General features: G+C 71.4%; 15 protein-coding genes and 1 pseudogene. 15 read left to right on the top strand and 1 reads right to left on the bottom strand.

Annotated features, from left to right (window positions below; genetic code table 11):
- Positions 1-86 precede the first annotated feature (86 nt).
- The 4 genes from ABD907_RS04865 (at position 87) to ABD907_RS04850 (ending at position 6,281) form a co-directional block, all read left to right on the top strand.
- On the top strand, positions 87-1,934 hold the full coding sequence (locus ABD907_RS04865; protein ID WP_345215446.1) for a phosphoenolpyruvate carboxykinase (GTP): 1,848 nt from the start codon (positions 87-89) through the stop codon (positions 1,932-1,934).
- 36 nt (positions 1,935-1,970) lie between these two features.
- Positions 1,971-3,248, top strand: a complete 1,278-nt coding sequence (purD, locus tag ABD907_RS04860) for a phosphoribosylamine--glycine ligase (protein WP_345215332.1) — start codon at positions 1,971-1,973, stop codon at positions 3,246-3,248.
- A 97-nt stretch (positions 3,249-3,345) separates the two neighbouring features.
- On the top strand, positions 3,346-5,802 hold the full coding sequence (locus ABD907_RS04855; protein WP_345215331.1) for a molybdopterin oxidoreductase family protein: 2,457 nt from the start codon (positions 3,346-3,348) through the stop codon (positions 5,800-5,802).
- Positions 5,799-6,281 carry a hypothetical protein gene (locus ABD907_RS04850; protein WP_345215330.1) on the top strand — a complete coding sequence of 161 codons (483 nt, stop codon included), beginning with the start codon at positions 5,799-5,801 and terminating at the stop codon, positions 6,279-6,281. The genes ABD907_RS04855 and ABD907_RS04850 overlap by 4 nt, the downstream gene beginning before the upstream one ends.
- Positions 6,282-6,307: 26 nt before the next feature.
- On the opposite strand, the gene gndA is transcribed toward ABD907_RS04850, so the two are convergent.
- Positions 6,308-7,750 carry an NADP-dependent phosphogluconate dehydrogenase gene (gene gndA / locus ABD907_RS04845; protein ID WP_345215329.1) on the bottom strand — a complete coding sequence of 481 codons (1,443 nt, stop codon included), beginning with the start codon at positions 7,748-7,750 and terminating at the stop codon, positions 6,308-6,310.
- Between the two features lie 89 nt (positions 7,751-7,839).
- Between gndA and ABD907_RS04840 the strand changes: the two genes are divergently transcribed.
- The 11 genes and pseudogenes from ABD907_RS04840 (at position 7,840) to purQ (ending at position 16,764) form a co-directional block, all read left to right on the top strand.
- Positions 7,840-8,805 (top strand): phosphoribosylaminoimidazolesuccinocarboxamide synthase, encoded by a 966-nt coding sequence (locus ABD907_RS04840; RefSeq protein ID WP_486334048.1) that lies wholly within the window; start codon positions 7,840-7,842, stop codon positions 8,803-8,805.
- A gap of 75 nt (positions 8,806-8,880) precedes the next feature.
- A complete protein-coding gene (locus ABD907_RS04835; RefSeq protein WP_345215327.1) occupies positions 8,881-9,978 on the top strand; it encodes a fatty acid desaturase family protein in 1,098 nt (365 codons plus the stop codon).
- 18 nt (positions 9,979-9,996) lie between these two features.
- A pseudogene (locus ABD907_RS21215) lies at positions 9,997-10,407 on the top strand (GNAT family N-acetyltransferase); the annotation flags it as partial.
- A gap of 84 nt (positions 10,408-10,491) precedes the next feature.
- Positions 10,492-11,082 (top strand): cysteine hydrolase family protein, encoded by a 591-nt coding sequence (locus ABD907_RS21210; protein WP_486334057.1) that lies wholly within the window; start codon positions 10,492-10,494, stop codon positions 11,080-11,082.
- 167 nt (positions 11,083-11,249) lie between these two features.
- Positions 11,250-12,071, top strand: coding sequence for an ABC transporter ATP-binding protein (locus ABD907_RS04825; protein ID WP_425555689.1), 822 nt, complete (start codon positions 11,250-11,252; stop codon positions 12,069-12,071).
- A 40-nt stretch (positions 12,072-12,111) separates the two neighbouring features.
- Positions 12,112-13,134 carry an aliphatic sulfonate ABC transporter substrate-binding protein gene (locus ABD907_RS04820; RefSeq protein WP_345215325.1) on the top strand — a complete coding sequence of 341 codons (1,023 nt, stop codon included), beginning with the start codon at positions 12,112-12,114 and terminating at the stop codon, positions 13,132-13,134.
- Positions 13,135-13,181: 47 nt separating this feature from the next.
- The gene (locus ABD907_RS04815) at positions 13,182-13,979 is read left to right on the top strand and encodes an ABC transporter permease (RefSeq protein WP_345215444.1); all 798 of its coding nucleotides are present in this window, start codon (positions 13,182-13,184) and stop codon (positions 13,977-13,979) included.
- The gene (locus tag ABD907_RS04810) at positions 13,976-15,259 is read left to right on the top strand and encodes an O-acetylhomoserine aminocarboxypropyltransferase/cysteine synthase family protein (RefSeq protein WP_345215443.1); all 1,284 of its coding nucleotides are present in this window, start codon (positions 13,976-13,978) and stop codon (positions 15,257-15,259) included. Before ABD907_RS04815 ends, ABD907_RS04810 begins: the two co-directional genes overlap by 4 nt.
- Entirely contained in the window at positions 15,256-15,744 is a 489-nt protein-coding gene (locus tag ABD907_RS04805; protein WP_345215324.1) for a CoA-binding protein, read from the top strand. The genes ABD907_RS04810 and ABD907_RS04805 overlap by 4 nt, the downstream gene beginning before the upstream one ends.
- A gap of 49 nt (positions 15,745-15,793) precedes the next feature.
- On the top strand, positions 15,794-16,066 hold the full coding sequence (locus ABD907_RS04800) for a phosphoribosylformylglycinamidine synthase subunit PurS (RefSeq protein WP_345215323.1): 273 nt from the start codon (positions 15,794-15,796) through the stop codon (positions 16,064-16,066).
- Complete coding sequence (purQ, locus tag ABD907_RS04795; protein ID WP_345215322.1) at positions 16,063-16,764, top strand: phosphoribosylformylglycinamidine synthase subunit PurQ; 702 nt, start codon at positions 16,063-16,065, stop codon at positions 16,762-16,764. The genes ABD907_RS04800 and purQ overlap by 4 nt, the downstream gene beginning before the upstream one ends.
- Positions 16,765-16,771: the final 7 nt, after the last annotated feature.

Genomic DNA, 16,771 nt, shown 5'->3' with positions numbered 1-16,771 from the left:
GCGGTTGTAGACCCTTCGAGGTGGGCGGACAGTGGACAGAGCGGCGCCGGACGAGCGTTGCGGAACGCGGAGGATGTTCGATGGTCATGACCCATGCGGCGCCGAGGACCGCCGCCGACTTCGACGGTCTGAGGATCACCGACCCGGACCTGGTGGACTGGGTGCAGGAGATCGCGGCGCTCACGCGGCCGGCGAGGATCTACGTCTGCGACGGTTCCCGGGAGGAGTACGGCCGGCTCACGTCCCAGCTGGTCGCCGCCGGGACGCTGGTCCGGCTCGATGATGCCAAGCGCCCGAGGAGCTTCCTCGCCCGGTCCGAGCCGTCCGACGTCGCGCGCGTGGAGTCCCGCACCTTCATCTGCTCGGAGCAGGAGGCCGACGCCGGGCCCACCAACAACTGGGCCGAGCCCGGCGTCATGCGCGAGGAGCTGCGCGAGGTCTTCGCCGGCTCCATGCGCGGCCGGACGATGTACGTGGTGCCGTTCTCCATGGGTCCCGTCGGCGGCCCGATCTCCCGGATCGGCGTGGAGATCACCGACTCGGCCTACGTCGTCGCCTCGATGCGGATCATGACCCGCATGGGCGCCGCGGCCCTGGAGCGGATCGAGCAAGGGGCCGACTGGGTCCCGGCCGTCCACTCCGTCGGCCACCCGCTCGTGGTGACGCACGGGAACGAGGTCGTCACCAGGCGCGACGTGCCGTGGCCGTGCAACGACACCAAGTACATCTGCCACTTCCCGGAGACGCGGGAGATCTGGTCCTACGGGTCCGGGTACGGCGGCAACGCCCTGCTCGGCAAGAAGTGCTACGCGCTGCGCATCGCCTCCGTCCTCGGCCGCGACGAGGGCTGGCTGGCCGAGCACATGCTCATCCTGAAGATCACCGGCCCGGACGGTCGCGTCTACCACCTGGCTGCCGCCTTCCCCTCGGCGTGCGGCAAGACGAATCTCGCCATGCTCCGCCCCACCATCCCGGGCTGGAAGGTGGAGACCATCGGCGACGACATCGCCTGGATGCGTCCCGGGCCCGACGGCCGGCTGTACGCCATCAATCCCGAGGCAGGGTTCTTCGGGGTCGCGCCGGGGACCGGCGAGTCCACCAACCCGACGGCGATCGCCGCCCTCGATCACGACGTCATCTTCACCAATGTGGCGCTGACGGACGACGGCGACGTCTGGTGGGAGGGACTGACCGACACCCCGCCCGAGCACCTGACCGACTGGCAGGGCAACGACTGGACGCCGGAGTCCGGCACGCCCGCCGCCCACCCGAACTCGCGGTTCACCGTGCGCGCGGACCAGGCGCCCTCCATCGCCCCCGAGTGGGAAGACCGCGGCGGGGTCCCGATCGACGCGATCCTCTTCGGCGGACGCCGCGCCACCAACGTCCCGCTGATCGCCGAGGCCTACGACTGGGAGCACGGCGTCTTCATCGGCGCGACCGTCTCTTCCGAGCAGACCGCCGCGGCCGAGGGCGCCGTCGGACAGCTGCGCCGCGACCCGTTCGCCATGCTGCCGTTCTGCGGCTACAACATGGCCGACTACTGGGCGCACTGGCTCGAGATGGGCGAGACCCTCGGCGACGGGGCCCCGCGGATCTTTCAGGTCAACTGGTTCCGCAGGGACGGTGACGGCCGCATCGTCTGGCCCGGTTTCGGGGAGAACTCCCGCGTGCTCGAATGGGCACTGCGACGCGTGAACGGTGAAGTCGCTGCCGTCGACGCCCCCACCGGGCGCCTGCCGAGGCCGCGGGATCTCAACCTGGACGGCCTCGACCTGGGCCAGGAAGACCTCGACCTGCTCTTCGAGGTGGACCCGGACAGCTGGTCCTCCGAGGCCGACCTCACCGAGGAGTACTTCGCCCGGTTCGGCGACCGTCTGCCCGCCGAGATGACCGATCAGCTGCGCGCCCTGCGGCAGCGGCTGGCGGGCTAGGCGCCGGGCCTGCCGCAGCAGCTACCCTCGGGCCTCGTGAGGATCCTGCTGATCGGGTCGGGCGCGCGTGAGCACGCCCTCGCCCGCACCCTGTCCACGGACCCGTCGTCCCACGAGCTCGTCGTCGCACCGGGCAACCCCGGCATGGCGGCGCTCGCGCGCACCGTCGCCGTCGACATCCTCGACGGTGCGGCGGTGGCCGCCGCGGCGCGAGACATGGGCGCCGACCTGGTCGTGGTGGGCCCTGAGGCCCCGCTTGTGGCCGGTGTCGTCGATGCCGTCCGCGCCGCCGGCATCCCCTGCTTCGGACCCGACGCCGCCGCCGCCCGCCTCGAGGGCTCGAAGGCCTTTGCGAAGGAGGTCATGGCGGCTGCCGGCGTGCCGACTGCCATGGCTCGCGTGTGCACCATCGAGGAGCAGGTCGACGACGCCCTCGACGCCTTCGGGCCCACCTACGTCGTCAAGGACGACGGGCTGGCGGCCGGCAAGGGCGTCGTCGTCACCGACGACAAGGAGGCCGCCCTGGCGCACGCCCGCGCCTGCCTCGCGCACGACGGCGGCGATCCGGCCACCGGCGGAGCGGCCGCCGTCGTCGTCGAGGAGTACCTCGACGGTCCCGAGGTCTCCCTGTTCTGCCTCAGCGACGGCGCCGACGTCGTCCCCCTCGCCCCCGCCCAGGACTATAAGCGTCTCGGCGACGGCGACGCCGGACCCAACACCGGCGGGATGGGCGCGTACTCGCCGCTGCCCTGGGCGCCCGAGGACCTCACCACCCAGGTCCTCGACCGGGTCGCCCGACCGGTGGTTGCCGAGATGGCCCGGCGCGGCACCCCGTTCACCGGCGTGCTGTACTGCGGGCTCGCGCTGACCTCCCGCGGACTGCGCGTCGTCGAGTTCAACGTGCGGTTCGGGGACCCGGAGACCCAGGTGGTCCTCGCGCGCCTGGCCTCCCCCCTCGGGGCGCTACTGCTCGCCGTCGCCAAGGGCGACCTGGCGGACGCCCCACCGCTGGAGTGGAGCCGCGGCGGCGCCGTGACGGTGGTCGTCGCCGCGCACGGCTACCCCGGCGGGGTCCGCAAGGGCGACGAGATCACCGGCCTCCCGGACGCCGAGAGCCTCGACGGGGTGCACGTGCTGCACGCCGGCACGTCCACCAACGGTGGCGGAGCGCTGGTCTCCTCCGGCGGACGCGTCCTCAGCGTGGTCGGCACCGGTGAGGACGTCGAGGCCGCCCGGGCCGCCGCTTACGCCGGCGTCGAGCGCGTCAGCCTGGCCGGCTCCCAGCACCGCAGCGACATCGCCGCGGGCGTCTGAGCTCGGGCGGCACTGAGCCGCTCCGGTTGCGGCCCTCCTCGCTCGCTGGTTGCCTCGAACGGCGAGACGAGGGCGACGAGGCTTGCGAGGAGACAGCATGGCCAGGACCGACCGGATAGCCGACGTCTGGGGGACGCGAACCCCCTATGCCCGCGGGGCCACCTGGCCGGTGCGGGTGGACACCCACCTCGAGGACGGCGCGGACCTCGAGTCCGTCGACTGGGTCCAGACCGCGTCGATCCTGCACTCCAACGGCGATGCCCTGGACATCGCCGTCGACGACGGCCGCATCGTCGGTGTCCGGGGCCGTGCCGAGGACCGGGTCAACCACGGGCGGCTGGGTCCGAAGGACCTCTACGGCTGGCAGGCGAACGCCTCGCCGGACCGCCTCACCCGTCCGCTGGTGCGCAAGGGCGGCGAGCTCGTCGAGACGTCGTGGGAGGAGGCGATGGGCCTCGTGGCCTCGCGCACCAAGGAGCTCCTCGCCGAGCAGGGCCCGAGCGCCGTCGGCTTCTACACGACCGGCCAGCTCTTCCTCGAGGAGTACTACACGCTCGGCGTCCTGGCCCACGGCGGCATCGGGACCAACCACGTGGACGGCAACACACGCCTGTGCACGGCGACGGCGGCCGCGTCGCTCAAGGAGTCGTTCGCCTGCGACGGCCAGCCGGGCTCGTACACGGACATCGACCACGCCGACGTCATCGCCCTGTTCGGACACAACATGGCTGAGACCCAGACCGTGCTGTGGATGCGGGTGCTCGACCGCCTCGACGGCCCGGACCCTCCTGCCATCGTCTGCGTCGACCCGAGGCCGACGCCGGTGGCGCGGGCGGCGACCGTGCACCTGGCGCCGCGGCCGGGCACCAACGTGGCCCTGATGAACGGCCTGCTCCACGAGATCATCGCCAACGACTGGGTGGACCACGACTACGTCGATGCCCACGCGGTCGGCTTCGACGAGCTCGCCAAGCGGGTCCGCGAGTACCCGCCGGAGAAGGTCGCCCGGATCTGCGACGTCCCGGAGGTCGACCTCCGCGAGGCGGCACGGCTCCTGGGCACCACGGACCGCCTGCTGTCCACCGTCCTCCAGGGCTTCTACCAGTCCCACCAGGCCACCGCCGCGGCCGTCCAGGTCAACAACGTCCACCTCGTGCGGGGGATGCTAGGCCGCCCCGGCTGCGGCCTGCTGCAGATGAACGGCCAGCCGACGGCGGAGAACACTCGCGAAGCGGGTGCCGACGGCGACCTGCCCGCGTTCCGGAACTGGTCCAACGACGCCCACGTGGCCGACCTGGCGCGGGTCTGGAACATCGACCCGATGGAGATCCCGCACTACTCCCCGCCGACGCACGTCATGCAGATGATGCGCTACGCCGAGCAGGGGTCGATCCGCATGCTGTGGGTCCAGGCCACGAACCCGGCGGTCTCCCTGCCCGAGCTCGGCCGCATCCGCTCGATCCTCGAGCAGGAGCGGCTCTTCCTCGTGGTGCAGGACATCTTCCTCTCGGAGACGGCGCAGCTGGCCGACGTCGTCCTCCCGGCGGCCACGTGGGGCGAGAAGACCGGCACCTTCACCAACACCGACCGCACGGTGCACCTGTCCGAGAAGGCGGTCGACCCGCCCGGCGAGGCCCGGTCCGACCTCGAAATCCTCCTCGACTACGCCGAGCGGATGGACCTGCGGGACAAGGACGGCGAGCCGCTGGTGAAGTGGCACGACCCCGAGTCCGCGTTCGAGGCGTGGAAGGAGTGCAGCCGCGGCCGCCCGTGCGACTACACCGGCATCACCTACGACAAGCTGCGCGGCGGCAGCGGCGTCCAGTGGCCGTGCAACGACGAGAATCCGGAGGGCACCGAACGCCTGTACGCGGACGGGAAGTTCTTCGCCGACCCGCAGTACTGCGAGAGCTACGGCCGGGACATGGTCACCGGCGCACCGCTCGAGCCGGTCGAGTACAAGGCCATGAACCCGAGCGGCAAGGCGATCATCAAGGCGGCGGCGTACGTGCCCCCGCACGAGATGCCGAGCGAGGACTTCCCGCTCCAGCTCATCACCGGACGGACCGTCTACCAGTTCCACACGCGCACCAAGACCGGGCGGATTCCCCAGCTGCAGGCGGCCGCACCCGACGTGTGGGTCGAGATCTCCGCCGGTGACGCCGAACTGCTCGGGATCACCGAGGGTGACCTGACGCAGATCACCACGCCGCGCGGTGGCGTCCGGGCGCGGGCACGGGTCAGCGGGATCCGCGAGGGCGTCGTCTTCCTGCCGTTCCACTACGGGTACTGGGACGTCGGTGATCAGCACGAGGGCGCCGGCCGAGCCGCCAACGAACTCACCCTCACCGACTGGGACCCGGCGTCGAAGCAGCCGATCTTCAAGACGGCGGCCGCCAGGGTGAGCAAGGTCGGCCAGGGCGCCGGTCCGCCGTCGGAGGCCCCGACGACGACGGCGTCCGCGCCCCTCTCGGCGCACGTGCCGGCCACCCGTGGCGGCCCGGGCGCCCAGGTCGACGAGGAGATCGAGGAGACGGCGGGAGGTCGGCGATGAAGATCGGGATCGTGCTGCGCGAGCTGCACCGCTCGGAGAACGACCTCGCCCATGAGCTGCTGCAGGTGGCGGACCGGCACAAGGTCGACCACGAGATCTTCCACGTGGCCCGCGATCTCGCCGAATGGTCCCAGCGCCACGTGCGCGAGATCGCCGAGATCGCCGAGGCGTACGGCGAGCAGCTCGACCCGGAGGCCGAGGGCGAGTCCGGCCTCGTCGGGCGGGCGCTCGAGAGGAGCAGCGAGCTCGTCGGGCGCGCGAAGGCTCCCGGACTGCTCCTCCTGCGCGACCTCCGGGAGATCTACATGAAGGCGGGAGGCGTGTCGGTGGACTGGGAGATGCTCGGCCAGGCCGCCCAGGGCATCAAGCACCGCGACCTCCTGCAGCTCACCAAGCGCTGCCACCCGGACACCCTCCGGCAGATGCGGTGGGCCAACGGCAAGCTGAAGGAGTCCTCCACCCAGGTGCTCGTCAGCTGACGAGCACCCGGGTGCCGGTCATCAGCTCAGTCCTGCTTCTCCTCCGAGCGGTCCTGGGACCACAGCGTGTGGAAGGTGCCCTCGGCGTCGACCCGGTGGTAGGTGTGCGCGCCGAAGTAGTCCCGCTGCGCCTGCACCAGGGCCGCCGGCAGCCGCTCGGCCCGCACGGCGTCGTAGTAGGCGAGCGAGGAGCTGAACGCGGGCGTGGGCACGCCGTTCTGCGCCGCTCCGGCCACCACCCGACGCCACGACTCCAGCCCGTTGCCCACGGCGTCGGTGAAGTACGGGTCCGCCAGCAGCAGCGGCAGCCCGGGCGTGCGTTCGTACGCCTCGGTGATGCGGTCGAGGAAGCGGGCGCGGATGATGCAGCCGCCGCGCCAGATCCGCGCCATGGCGCCACGGTCGATGTCCCAGCCGTGCTCGGCGGACGCCGCGGCGATCTGGTCGAAACCCTGGCTGTAGGCGACCACCTTCGAGGCGTAGAGCGCCTTGCGGACGTCCTCGACGAAGGACTCTCGGTCCTGTACCGACCACTCGGCCGTGTGCGCCGGAAGGGTCCCGTGCGCGGCCTCGCGCTGCGGCACCGACCCGGACAGCGAGCGGGCGAACGTCGCCTCCGCGATGCCGGTGATGGGCACGCCGAGGTCGAGGCCGTTCTGCACGGTCCAGCGTCCGGTCCCCTTCTGCTCCGCCTGGTCCAGGACGACGTCGACGAAGGCCGTGCCGGTCCGCTCGTCGACGTGGGCGAGGACCTCCGCGGTGATCTCGATGAGGTAGGACTCGAGGTCACCGGTGTTCCAGTTCGAGAAGATCTCGGCGATCTCGGCGGCTGAGGCGCCCAGACCCTTGCGCAGCAGGTCGTAGGCCTCGGCGATGAGCTGCATGTCGGCGTACTCGATGCCGTTGTGCACCATCTTGACGAAGTGCCCGGCGCCGTCGGTCCCGACGTGCGTGCAGCACGGGACGCCGTCGACCTTGGCGGAGATGTCCTCGAGGATCGGGCCGAGGCGCTCGTAGGACTCGGCGGTGCCGCCGGGCATGATCGAGGGGCCGTTGAGCGCGCCCTCTTCCCCGCCGGAGACGCCGGTGCCGACGAAGTGCAGGTCCTTCTCGCGCAGCGCCTTCTCCCGGCGGATGGTGTCCGGGAAGTGGGCGTTGCCGGCGTCGACGATGATGTCGCCCGGCTCCATCTCGGCGGCGAGCTCCTCGATCACGGCGTCGGTCCCGGCGCCGGCCTTGACCATGATGATCGCCACGCGCGGCTTCTTCAGCGACGCGACGAAGTCGGCGACCGACTCGGACGGCACGAACTCGCCCTCGTCGCCGTACTCGCTCATCAGCTTCTCCGTGCGCGCGTACGTGCGGTTGTGCACGGCGACGGTGTGGTCATGCCTGGCCAGGTTGCGGGCCAGGTTCGCCCCCATGACGGCCAGGCCGGTCACGCCGACGTCTGCGGTGGCTTCGGTCATCGTCGTCCTCCTGGATCGGGTCGTCGAGAAATGACGGTCGAGAGATGTCGTTGGTCGGAACGTTACGCGGGGCTGGGAAGATGGACCGCATGAGCCCCACAGACGAGACAGCCGAGACGGCCGCCGCGCCTTCCTCGCTCCCCGGCTGGACCCACACCTACTCCGGCAAGGTGCGGGACCTCTATGTGCCGGAGAGCCCGTCCGACGGCGAGGACGACGTCGTCCTCGTCGTCGCCTCCGACCGCATCAGCGCCTACGACCACGTCCTGCCGACGCCGATCCCGGACAAGGGCCGCATCCTCGCCGCGATGAGCCTGTGGTGGTTCGACCGGCTGGCCGACCTGGTCGGCAACCACGTGGTCTCCACGGACGTCCCCGATGCGGTCGCCGGCCGGGCGATGGTGTGCCGCCGGCTGGAGATGTACCCGGTCGAATGCGTGGCCCGTGGGTACCTCACCGGCTCGGTGCTGGCCGAGTACCGCGCGACCGGCTCCGTGGCGGGGCACGAGCTCCCGGAGGGTCTGCGCGACGGCGACCGGCTGCCTGAGCCGATCTTCACCCCGGCCACCAAGGCCGAGATCGGTGAGCACGACGAGAACATCGATCTCGGGCGGGTCGCCGCAATGGTCGGCCCGGACGTCGCCGAGGAGCTGCGCACCACGACGCTCGCCGTGTACACCCGAGCCGCCGCGCTGGCGGCCGAGGCCGGGATCCTGCTCGCCGACACCAAGCTCGAGTTCGGCGCCGTGCCGGACGTCGGCGGGCGGCCGGGCGCCGCCGTCGTGCTTGGTGACGAGGTTCTCACCCCGGACTCCTCCCGGTTCTGGGCCGCCGCCACCTGGGAGCCCGGCCGCCCTCAGCCCAGCTACGACAAGCAGTACGTCCGTGACTTCCTGACCTCGGCGGACTCCGGCTGGGACCGGGCCTCGGACGCGCCGCCACCTCCCCTGCCCGACCACATCGTGGACCGCACGCGAGCGCGGTATCTGGAGGCTTACGAGCACCTGACAGGGCGCCGGCTCGCCGCTCGAAAGGCACCGGCTCGCCATCCGTGACAGACTCATTTTAGGCGGCGCCTGCTGCCAGTGCGGCCCCTGGTCGTGCCCCCTCGAACGTCAAGGCGGCGGCCCATGAGCCAAACCCTCCAATCGCAAGCCCCAGAATCGCCGGACGCACCCGAGCGGCCGCGCGAGCGGCACCTGAGCGACTTCAAGGCGCTCACACAGATGGTGCAGGAGTCCGGCCTGATGCGACGGCGCTACGGCTACTACTGGTCCAAGCTGATCGGACTGCCACTCGCCGGCCTCGCGCTGGCGGTCGCGTTCGTCATGATCGGCGACTCGTGGTGGCAGATGGTGACCGCGGTGGTCCTCGCCCTGCTGCTCACCCAGATCGCCTTCCTCGGCCACGACGCCGCGCACCGGCAGATCTTCAAGTCGGGCAAGTGGAACGAGTGGGTATCCCTCGTCGTCATCAACCTGTTCGCCGGCATGGGCATCGGTTGGTGGAACCGCAAGCACAACAAGCACCACGGCGCGCCGAACAAGGTGGACGCCGACCCGGACATCGCGCCCGGGGTGGTCGCGTTCACCCCGGAGGCCGCCGAATCGCGGACGAACCCGATCACCCGGTGGTTCGCCCGCAAGCAGGGTTACTTCTTCTACCCGCTGCTCCTCCTCGAGGGAATCAACCTCCACGTGCAGGGCGTCAAGCGGGTCGTCTCCCGTGAGCCGGTCAAGCGGCGCTGGGTCGAGCTGTCCTTCATCGCCTTCCGGCTCATCAGCTACGTGGCGCTCGTCTTCCTCGTGCTCTCGCCGGGTAAGGCGCTGGCCTTCATGGGGATCCAGCTCGCGGTCTTCGGGCTCTACATGGGCCTGTCGTTCGCGCCCAACCACATCGGCATGCCGATCGTGCCCAAAGACATGAAGATCGACTTCCTGCGCCGTCAGGTCCTCATGAGCCGCAACGTCACCGGCGGCCGCTGGGTCGACACCTTCATGGGCGGCCTGAACTTTCAGGTGGAGCACCACCTGTTCCCGTCGATGGCCCGGCCGCACCTGCGCCAGGTGGCACCCATGGTGCGCGAGTACTGCGAACAGCTCGGTGTGCGCTACACCGAGACCTCGATCGGTCAGTCTTACGTCGCCGTCACCCGCTACATCAACCAGGTCGGTCGCGGCGGTCTCGACGTCTGGCAGTGCCCCCTGGCGGCCCAGTACCGGGTCTGACACGTCCCGACGACCGGTATGCGCCTCGATCCACGGGTCTCGCTCGTACCCGCCGACGTCCGGGGCGCCGACCGTGATGCGCTGATCGGCTTCCTCGCGTCGTACGAGTGGCCCTTCCACGTGCGGCCTCGCCGCACGCGGGAGCAGATCGCCGAGTCGATCGACGACGGCCTGTACGACGACGAGGGCCACGCCGCGCTCTGGGTCGAGGACGCGACCTCGGGACGCGTCGGCGTCGTTGTCATCGAGGACCTCACCGACGACACCCCCATGTTCGACCTGCGGCTGGCCCCCGAGCACCGCGGCCATGGGCTCGGCACGGCGGCGCTGCGGGCGCTCGCCGACCACGTCTTCACCGCCTTGCCGGTGCGCCGCCTCGAGGGGCAGACGCGCGAGGACAACGCCGCCATGCGGGCCACGTTCCTGCGCGCGGGGTTCACCCTCGAGGCCGCGTACCGCGAGGGCTGGCCGGTTGACGACGGAGAACCGCTCACGTCCGTGGCCTACGCCGTGCTGCGGCGCGAGTGGGAGGCAGGCCGCACCCGCGGCGGGGACGCGCGGCCCTGGCTGGTCGTCGTCGACCCGCAGAACATCTTCGCCGACGAGCACAGCCCGTGGGCGGCGCCCGGCTTCGCCGGCATCGTGGAACCGGTCCACCGGCTCGCCGGCGCGCACGTGGACCGCGTCGTCACCACCCGGTTCGTCGCCCCGGAGAAGCCGACGGGTTCCTGGCAGGCCTACTACCGCGAGCACACCTTCGCCCTCGTGCCCGACGGTGACCCGCTCTACGCCGTCGTCCCCGACCTGGCAGAGCTGGCCGAGGCGTCCGGACCGGTGGTCACGGAGGCCACCTTCGGCAAGTGGACGCCCGCGCTCGCCGCCGTGACCGGCCCCGCCCCGCACCTCCGGCTCACCGGCGTCGCCACCGACTGCTGCGTCATCTCCACCGCTCTGGCCGCGGCCGACGCCGGAGCCACCGTCGAGGTCATCGCCGACGCGTGCGCGGGTTCGAGCGACGACGCGCACCGGCGCGCGCTCGACGTCATGGCCGGCTACAGCCCGCAGATCACCGTCACGACGACGGACGCCCTCGCGCGCACCTGACCCGGGCGGGACGTGGCCAGAGAGTGGCCAGAGACCGGACGGAATCTGGACCACCGTCTCAAGGATCGGGATCCGCCACGACGCCACGTCACGCCCGCACGCCGTCCCGGTAGGTGTTGGGCCACGGGCGCGCCAGGCGCCCGGCGACGACGAGCGAGGAGGACGTGATGTCGACGGTCGCGACCGCACCCGTCCGGGTCCCGCACGACGGCGGCACGCCCGCCATGGCCGTGTCCTACGCCGGCACCGGGCGCAGCTTCGGCCAGGACGCCACGGCACGGACCGTCCTCGACGGGATCGACCTCGACGTGCCCGCCGGTGAGATCGTCGCCGTGCTCGGGCCCAGCGGCTGCGGCAAGTCGACGCTGCTGCGCCTTACGGCCGGCCTCGACCGGCCCACCGCCGGGAAGGTCCTCATCGACGGCTCGGTCGTCACGGGCTCCGACCCCCGCTGCGCCGTCGCCTTCCAGGAGCCACGCCTGCTGCCCTGGCGGAGCCTCGCCGGAAACGTCGCCATCGGGCTGCCGCACGGCACCGACCGCGCTACCGGCCGTGCCCACGTGGCCCGCCTGCTCGAGCTCGTCGGCCTCTCCGCCTTCTCCGGCCAGCGGCCCAGGGAGGTCTCCGGCGGTATGGCGCAGCGGGCCGCGCTCGCCCGGGCGCTGGCCCGCAATCCCGGCGTCCTTCTCCTCGACGAGCCGTTCGGCGCGCTCGACGCCCTCACCCGGCTGCAGATGCAGGATCTGCTCCTCGACGTCCACGAGGCCGCCCCGACCACGGTGCTGCTCGTGACGCACGACGTCGACGAGGCGCTGCAGCTGGCCGATCGCATCGTCGTGCTCGCCGCCCCCGACGGCCACGACGGCGCGCGCGTCAGTCGGCTCGTCACGGTGCCGGGCGCCCGGCCACGCAACCGCGGGTCGGCCGAGCTCGCCGCCCTGCGCAGCGAGCTGCTCGAGTGCCTCGGCGTCGACATCCACCGCCACTGAGCCTGTGCCCTGACCGCCCCATCGACGCCCAGAAGGACTTATGAAGCGCACCCGTATCGCAGCCGCCACGACCGTGATCGCCCTGACGCTGACCGGCTGTCTGGCCGGTGAGGCCGACGACGGCGGACAGGCCGGCGGCGAAGAGCTCGCCGTCGACTTCGCCACCTACAACCCGCTGAGCCTGATCATCCGCGAGCAGGGCTGGCTCGAGGACGCGCTCGCCGACGAGGGCGTCAACGTCACCTGGACCCAGTCGGCCGGGTCCAACAAGGCCAACGAGCTGCTCCGCTCCGGCGAGCTCGACGTCGGGTCCACCGCCGGGTCCGCGGCCCTGCTGGCCCGCGCGAACGGCTCACCGATCCGCACGATCGACATCTACAGCCAGCCCGAGTGGTCCGCACTGGTCACGCTCCCCGGTTCCGGCATCGACGAGGTCACGGACCTGCGTGGCCGGTCGATCGCCGCCACCAAGGGCACGGACCCCTATTTCTTCCTGCTCCAGTCGCTGCTCGAGGCGGGCGTGGACCCCGACGAGGTCACCATCCAGAACCTCCAGCACGCGGACGGCAACACCGCGCTGCAGAACGGTTCGGTCGACGCCTGGTCCGGGCTGGACCCGATCATGGCGGCCGCGGAACAGGAGGGCAGCGAGCTCTTCTACCGCAACGTCGACTTCAACACCTACGGCTTCCTCAACGCCCGCGAGGACTTTCTCGAGAACGAGCCCGAGCTCGCTCAGACGGTGGTCGACACCTATGAGTACGCCCGCGCCTGGGCGCAGGAGCACCCGGACGAGACGGTCGCCATCCTCGCCGACGTCGCCGGCATCGAGACCTCGGTCGCCGAGACCGTCATCACCGAGCGCAGCAACCTCGACGTCGACCCTGCGCCCGGCCAGGCCCAGCTCGACGTGCTGACCACCATCGGTCCCATGCTCGTCGAGACCGGTGACGTCGCGGAGCAGTCCCAGATCGACGAGGCACTCGAGACCCTGCTGGACGACTCCCTCGTCAGCGAGGCCGATCCGGACTCCATCGCCGCCGTGGCCGAGGGCGGATCGTGACTGTCGCGCTGAACGGCAAGGGTGCGCTGAACGTCCGGACCGAGGAGATCGGCAAGGACGGCGGACCCCGTGCCGGCAGGCCGTCGACGTCGGGCCGGGGTGTCGGCCGCGTCCTCGCCGGACTCGCCGTCCCCGCCGTGCTGCTCGTCGTCTGGCACGTCGCCGCCGTCGCCGGCTGGATCAGCCCGGTCACGTTGCCCGGCCCGCTCGCCGTCCTCGACGCCGCCGCCGGGCTGATCGAGCGGGGCGACCTCGCACTGCACATCGCCATCTCGACCCAGCGGGTGATCCTCGGGTTCCTCTTCGGTGCCGCCGCCGGTCTGGCGCTCGGCGCGCTCCTCGGCCTCTCGCGCGTGGCCGACACCCTGCTCTCGACGTCGATCGGTGCGCTGCGGGCGGTGCCCTCCCTGGCCTGGGTGCCGCTTCTCCTCCTGTGGATCGGCATCGGCGAGGACAGCAAGGTCACCCTCGTCGCGATCGGTGCGTTCTTCCCCGTGTTCACGACGGTGTCGATGGCCCTGCGGCACGTCGACACCCAGCTGGTGGAGGCCGGCCGAGCGTTCGGTCTGCGCGGCCTCACGCTGTTCACCACGGTGCAGCTGCCCGCCGTCGTGCCGTCGGTGATCTCCGGACTCCGCCTCGCCCTCGCCCAGGCCTGGCTCTTCCTGGTCGCGGCAGAGCTGCTCGCCTCGTCGATCGGCCTCGGGTTCCTGCTCACGGACAGCCAGAACAACGGCCGCGTCGACCGCCTGCTCCTGGCGATCGTCCTGCTCGCGATCCTGGGCACGCTGACCGACGCCCTGCTGCGCGTCTTCGAGAGGTGGGCCATCCGGCGATGGGCATGACCGAGCACCCGTTCGGGTTCCGCACCCGCGCTCTGCACGCGGGCGGCACGCCCGACGCCGTGCACGGAGCCCGCGCCGTGCCGATCTACCAGTCCACGTCGTTCGTGTTCGAGGACGTCGAGGACGCCGGCAACCTCTTCGCGCTGCAGAAGTACGGGAACATCTACTCCCGCATCGGCAACCCCACCGTGGCGGCGTTCGAGGAGCGCATCGCCTCGCTCGAGGGCGGCATCGGCGCAGTCGCGACGGCGTCAGGCATGTCGGCGGAGTTCATCACCCTGGCCTCGCTCGCCGGGGCGGGCGACCACATCGTCGCCTCCTCCCAGCTCTACGGCGGCACCGTCACCCAGCTCGACGTCACACTGCGCCGCTTCGGCGTCGAGACCACCTTCGTGCGGGGAACCGATCCCGGCGACTACGCGGCCGCGATCCGGCCCGAGACCAGGGCCGTCTACGCCGAGGTGGTCGCGAACCCCTCCGGCGAGGTCGCCGACGTCGCGGGGCTGGCCACCGTCGCCCACGACGCCGGCCTGCCCCTCATCCTCGACTCGACCCTGACCACGCCCTACCTCTTCCGGCCGTTTGAGCACGGCGCCGACATCGTCGTCCACTCGGCGACGAAGTTCCTCGGCGGGCACGGCACCACGCTCGGCGGCGTCGTCGTCGAGTCCGGCCGGTTCGACTGGGGCAACGGCAACTTCCCGCAGATGACCGAGCCGGTGCCCTCCTACGGCGGCGTGACGTGGTGGGGCAACTTCGGCGAGTACGGGTTCCTCACCAAGCTGCGTTCGGAGCAGCTCCGCGACATCGGCCCGGCGCTGTCCCCGCAGGCCGCCTTCCAGCTGCTGCAAGGCGTCGAGACCCTGCCGCAGCGTATGGACGAGCACGTCCGCAACGCCCAGGCGGTCGCCGAGTGGCTGGAGAACGACCCGCGCATCGCCTACGTCAACCACGCCGGCCTGCCCTCGCACGTCCATCACGATCGAGCCAGGCGGTACCTGCCCGACGGCGTGGGGTCGGTGTTCTCCTTCGGGCTGCGTGGCGGGCGAGAGGCCGGCGCCACCTTCATCGAGGCGCTCCAGCTGGCCAGCCACCTGGCCAACGTCGGCGACGCCCGCACGCTCGTCCTGCACCCGGGCTCGACGACGCACCGCCAGCTCTCGGCCGAGCAGCTCGACGTCGCGGGCGTCCCGGAGGACCTCATCCGCATCTCCGTCGGCCTGGAGGACCTGGACGACATCCTGTGGGACCTCGACCAGGCCCTGGCGGCCGTCGAATGACCGGGCGCACCTGGCAGGGTCCCTCGGCCACCGAGCGGCTGGGCATCCTGCGCCGAGCCGGCTCCGTCGCCGTCGTCGGGGCCTCGGACAAGCCGTCCCGCGCCTCCTACTTCGTCGCCACGTACCTGCTCTCCTCGACGCCGTACCGCGTCTACCTGGTCAACCCGGCCCTGCAGGAGGTGCTCGGCCGGCCCGTGTACGCCTCGCTCGCCGACCTGCCGGAGCCACCCGACGTCGTCGACGTCTTCCGGCGCCACGACGACCTGCCGACGGTCCTCGACGAGGCCCGGGTCGCAGGCGGCAGGACCCTGTGGCTCCAGCTCGGGTCCTGGCACGAGGACGTCGCCCGCGACGCCGAGGCGGCCGGCCTGCGCGTCGTCATGGACCGGTGCCTCAAGATCGAGCACGCACGGTTCCACGGCGGCCTCAACCTCGCCGGCTTCAACACCGGCGTGATCTCCTCCAAGCGCCAGCTCCGCGCCTGAGCGCGCACGCCGTTACGATGAGCGTGCCGCCGGTCAGATAGGAGCACACGTGGGTCACATCGTCGTCGAGGTCATGCCCAAGCAGGAGATCCTCGATCCGCAGGGCAAGGCCGTCGTCGGCACGCTGCACCGTCTCGGGCACGCCGGCTTCACCGACGTGCGCCAGGGCAAGCGCTTCACCCTCACGGTCGAGGGTCCGGTGACCTCCGAGCACCTCGCCGCGGCACGCGAGGCGGCCTCGACCACCCTGTCGAACCCGATCATCGAGGACGTCGTCGGCGTCTACGAGCTGAACGAGGCGGCCGCGGAGGTCTCGCGGTGACCGCACGTATCGGCGTCGTCACCTTCCCCGGCAGCCTCGACGACCGCGATGCCGCCCGCGCCGTGCGCCTGGCCGGTGCCGAGCCCGTCGCACTCTGGCACGCCGACGCCGAGCTCCGTGGCGTCGACTCCGTCATCCTGCCGGGTGGGTTCTCCTACGGTGACTACCTGCGATGCGGCGCCATCGCGCGGTTCTCGCCCGTCATGACGCAGGTCGTCGACGCGGCGAACCGCGGCATGCCCGTCCTGGGCATCTGCAACGGCTTCCAGATCCTGTGCGAGGCACACCTGTTGCCCGGCGCGCTCATCCGGAACGACCACCAGCACTTCATCTGCCGCGACCAGGAGCTGCGCGTCGTCAACGACACCACCGCCTGGACGCGGGACCTCACCGCCGGAGACGTCATCACCGTCCCGCTCAAGAACGGCGAGGGCGGCTTCGTCGCCGATCCCGAGACCCTCGACCGGCTCGAGGGAGAGGGGCAGGTCGTCTTCCGGTACGAGGGCGGGAACCCGAACGGGTCGCTTCGTGACATCGCCGGCGTGACGAACGAGCGCGGCAACGTCGTCGGTCTCATGCCGCACCCGGAGCACGCCGTCGAGCCCGGTTTCGGACCCGACCGGGCCCGCGCCCCACGCAGCGGGACGGACGGGCTGGGCCTCTTCACCTCGGCGGTCCGCGCGCTCGTCACAGCCTGAGCAACGG

It is taken from the genome of Georgenia halophila (assembly GCF_039541595.1).
This window is presented reverse-complemented; position numbering and strand designations above follow the sequence as displayed.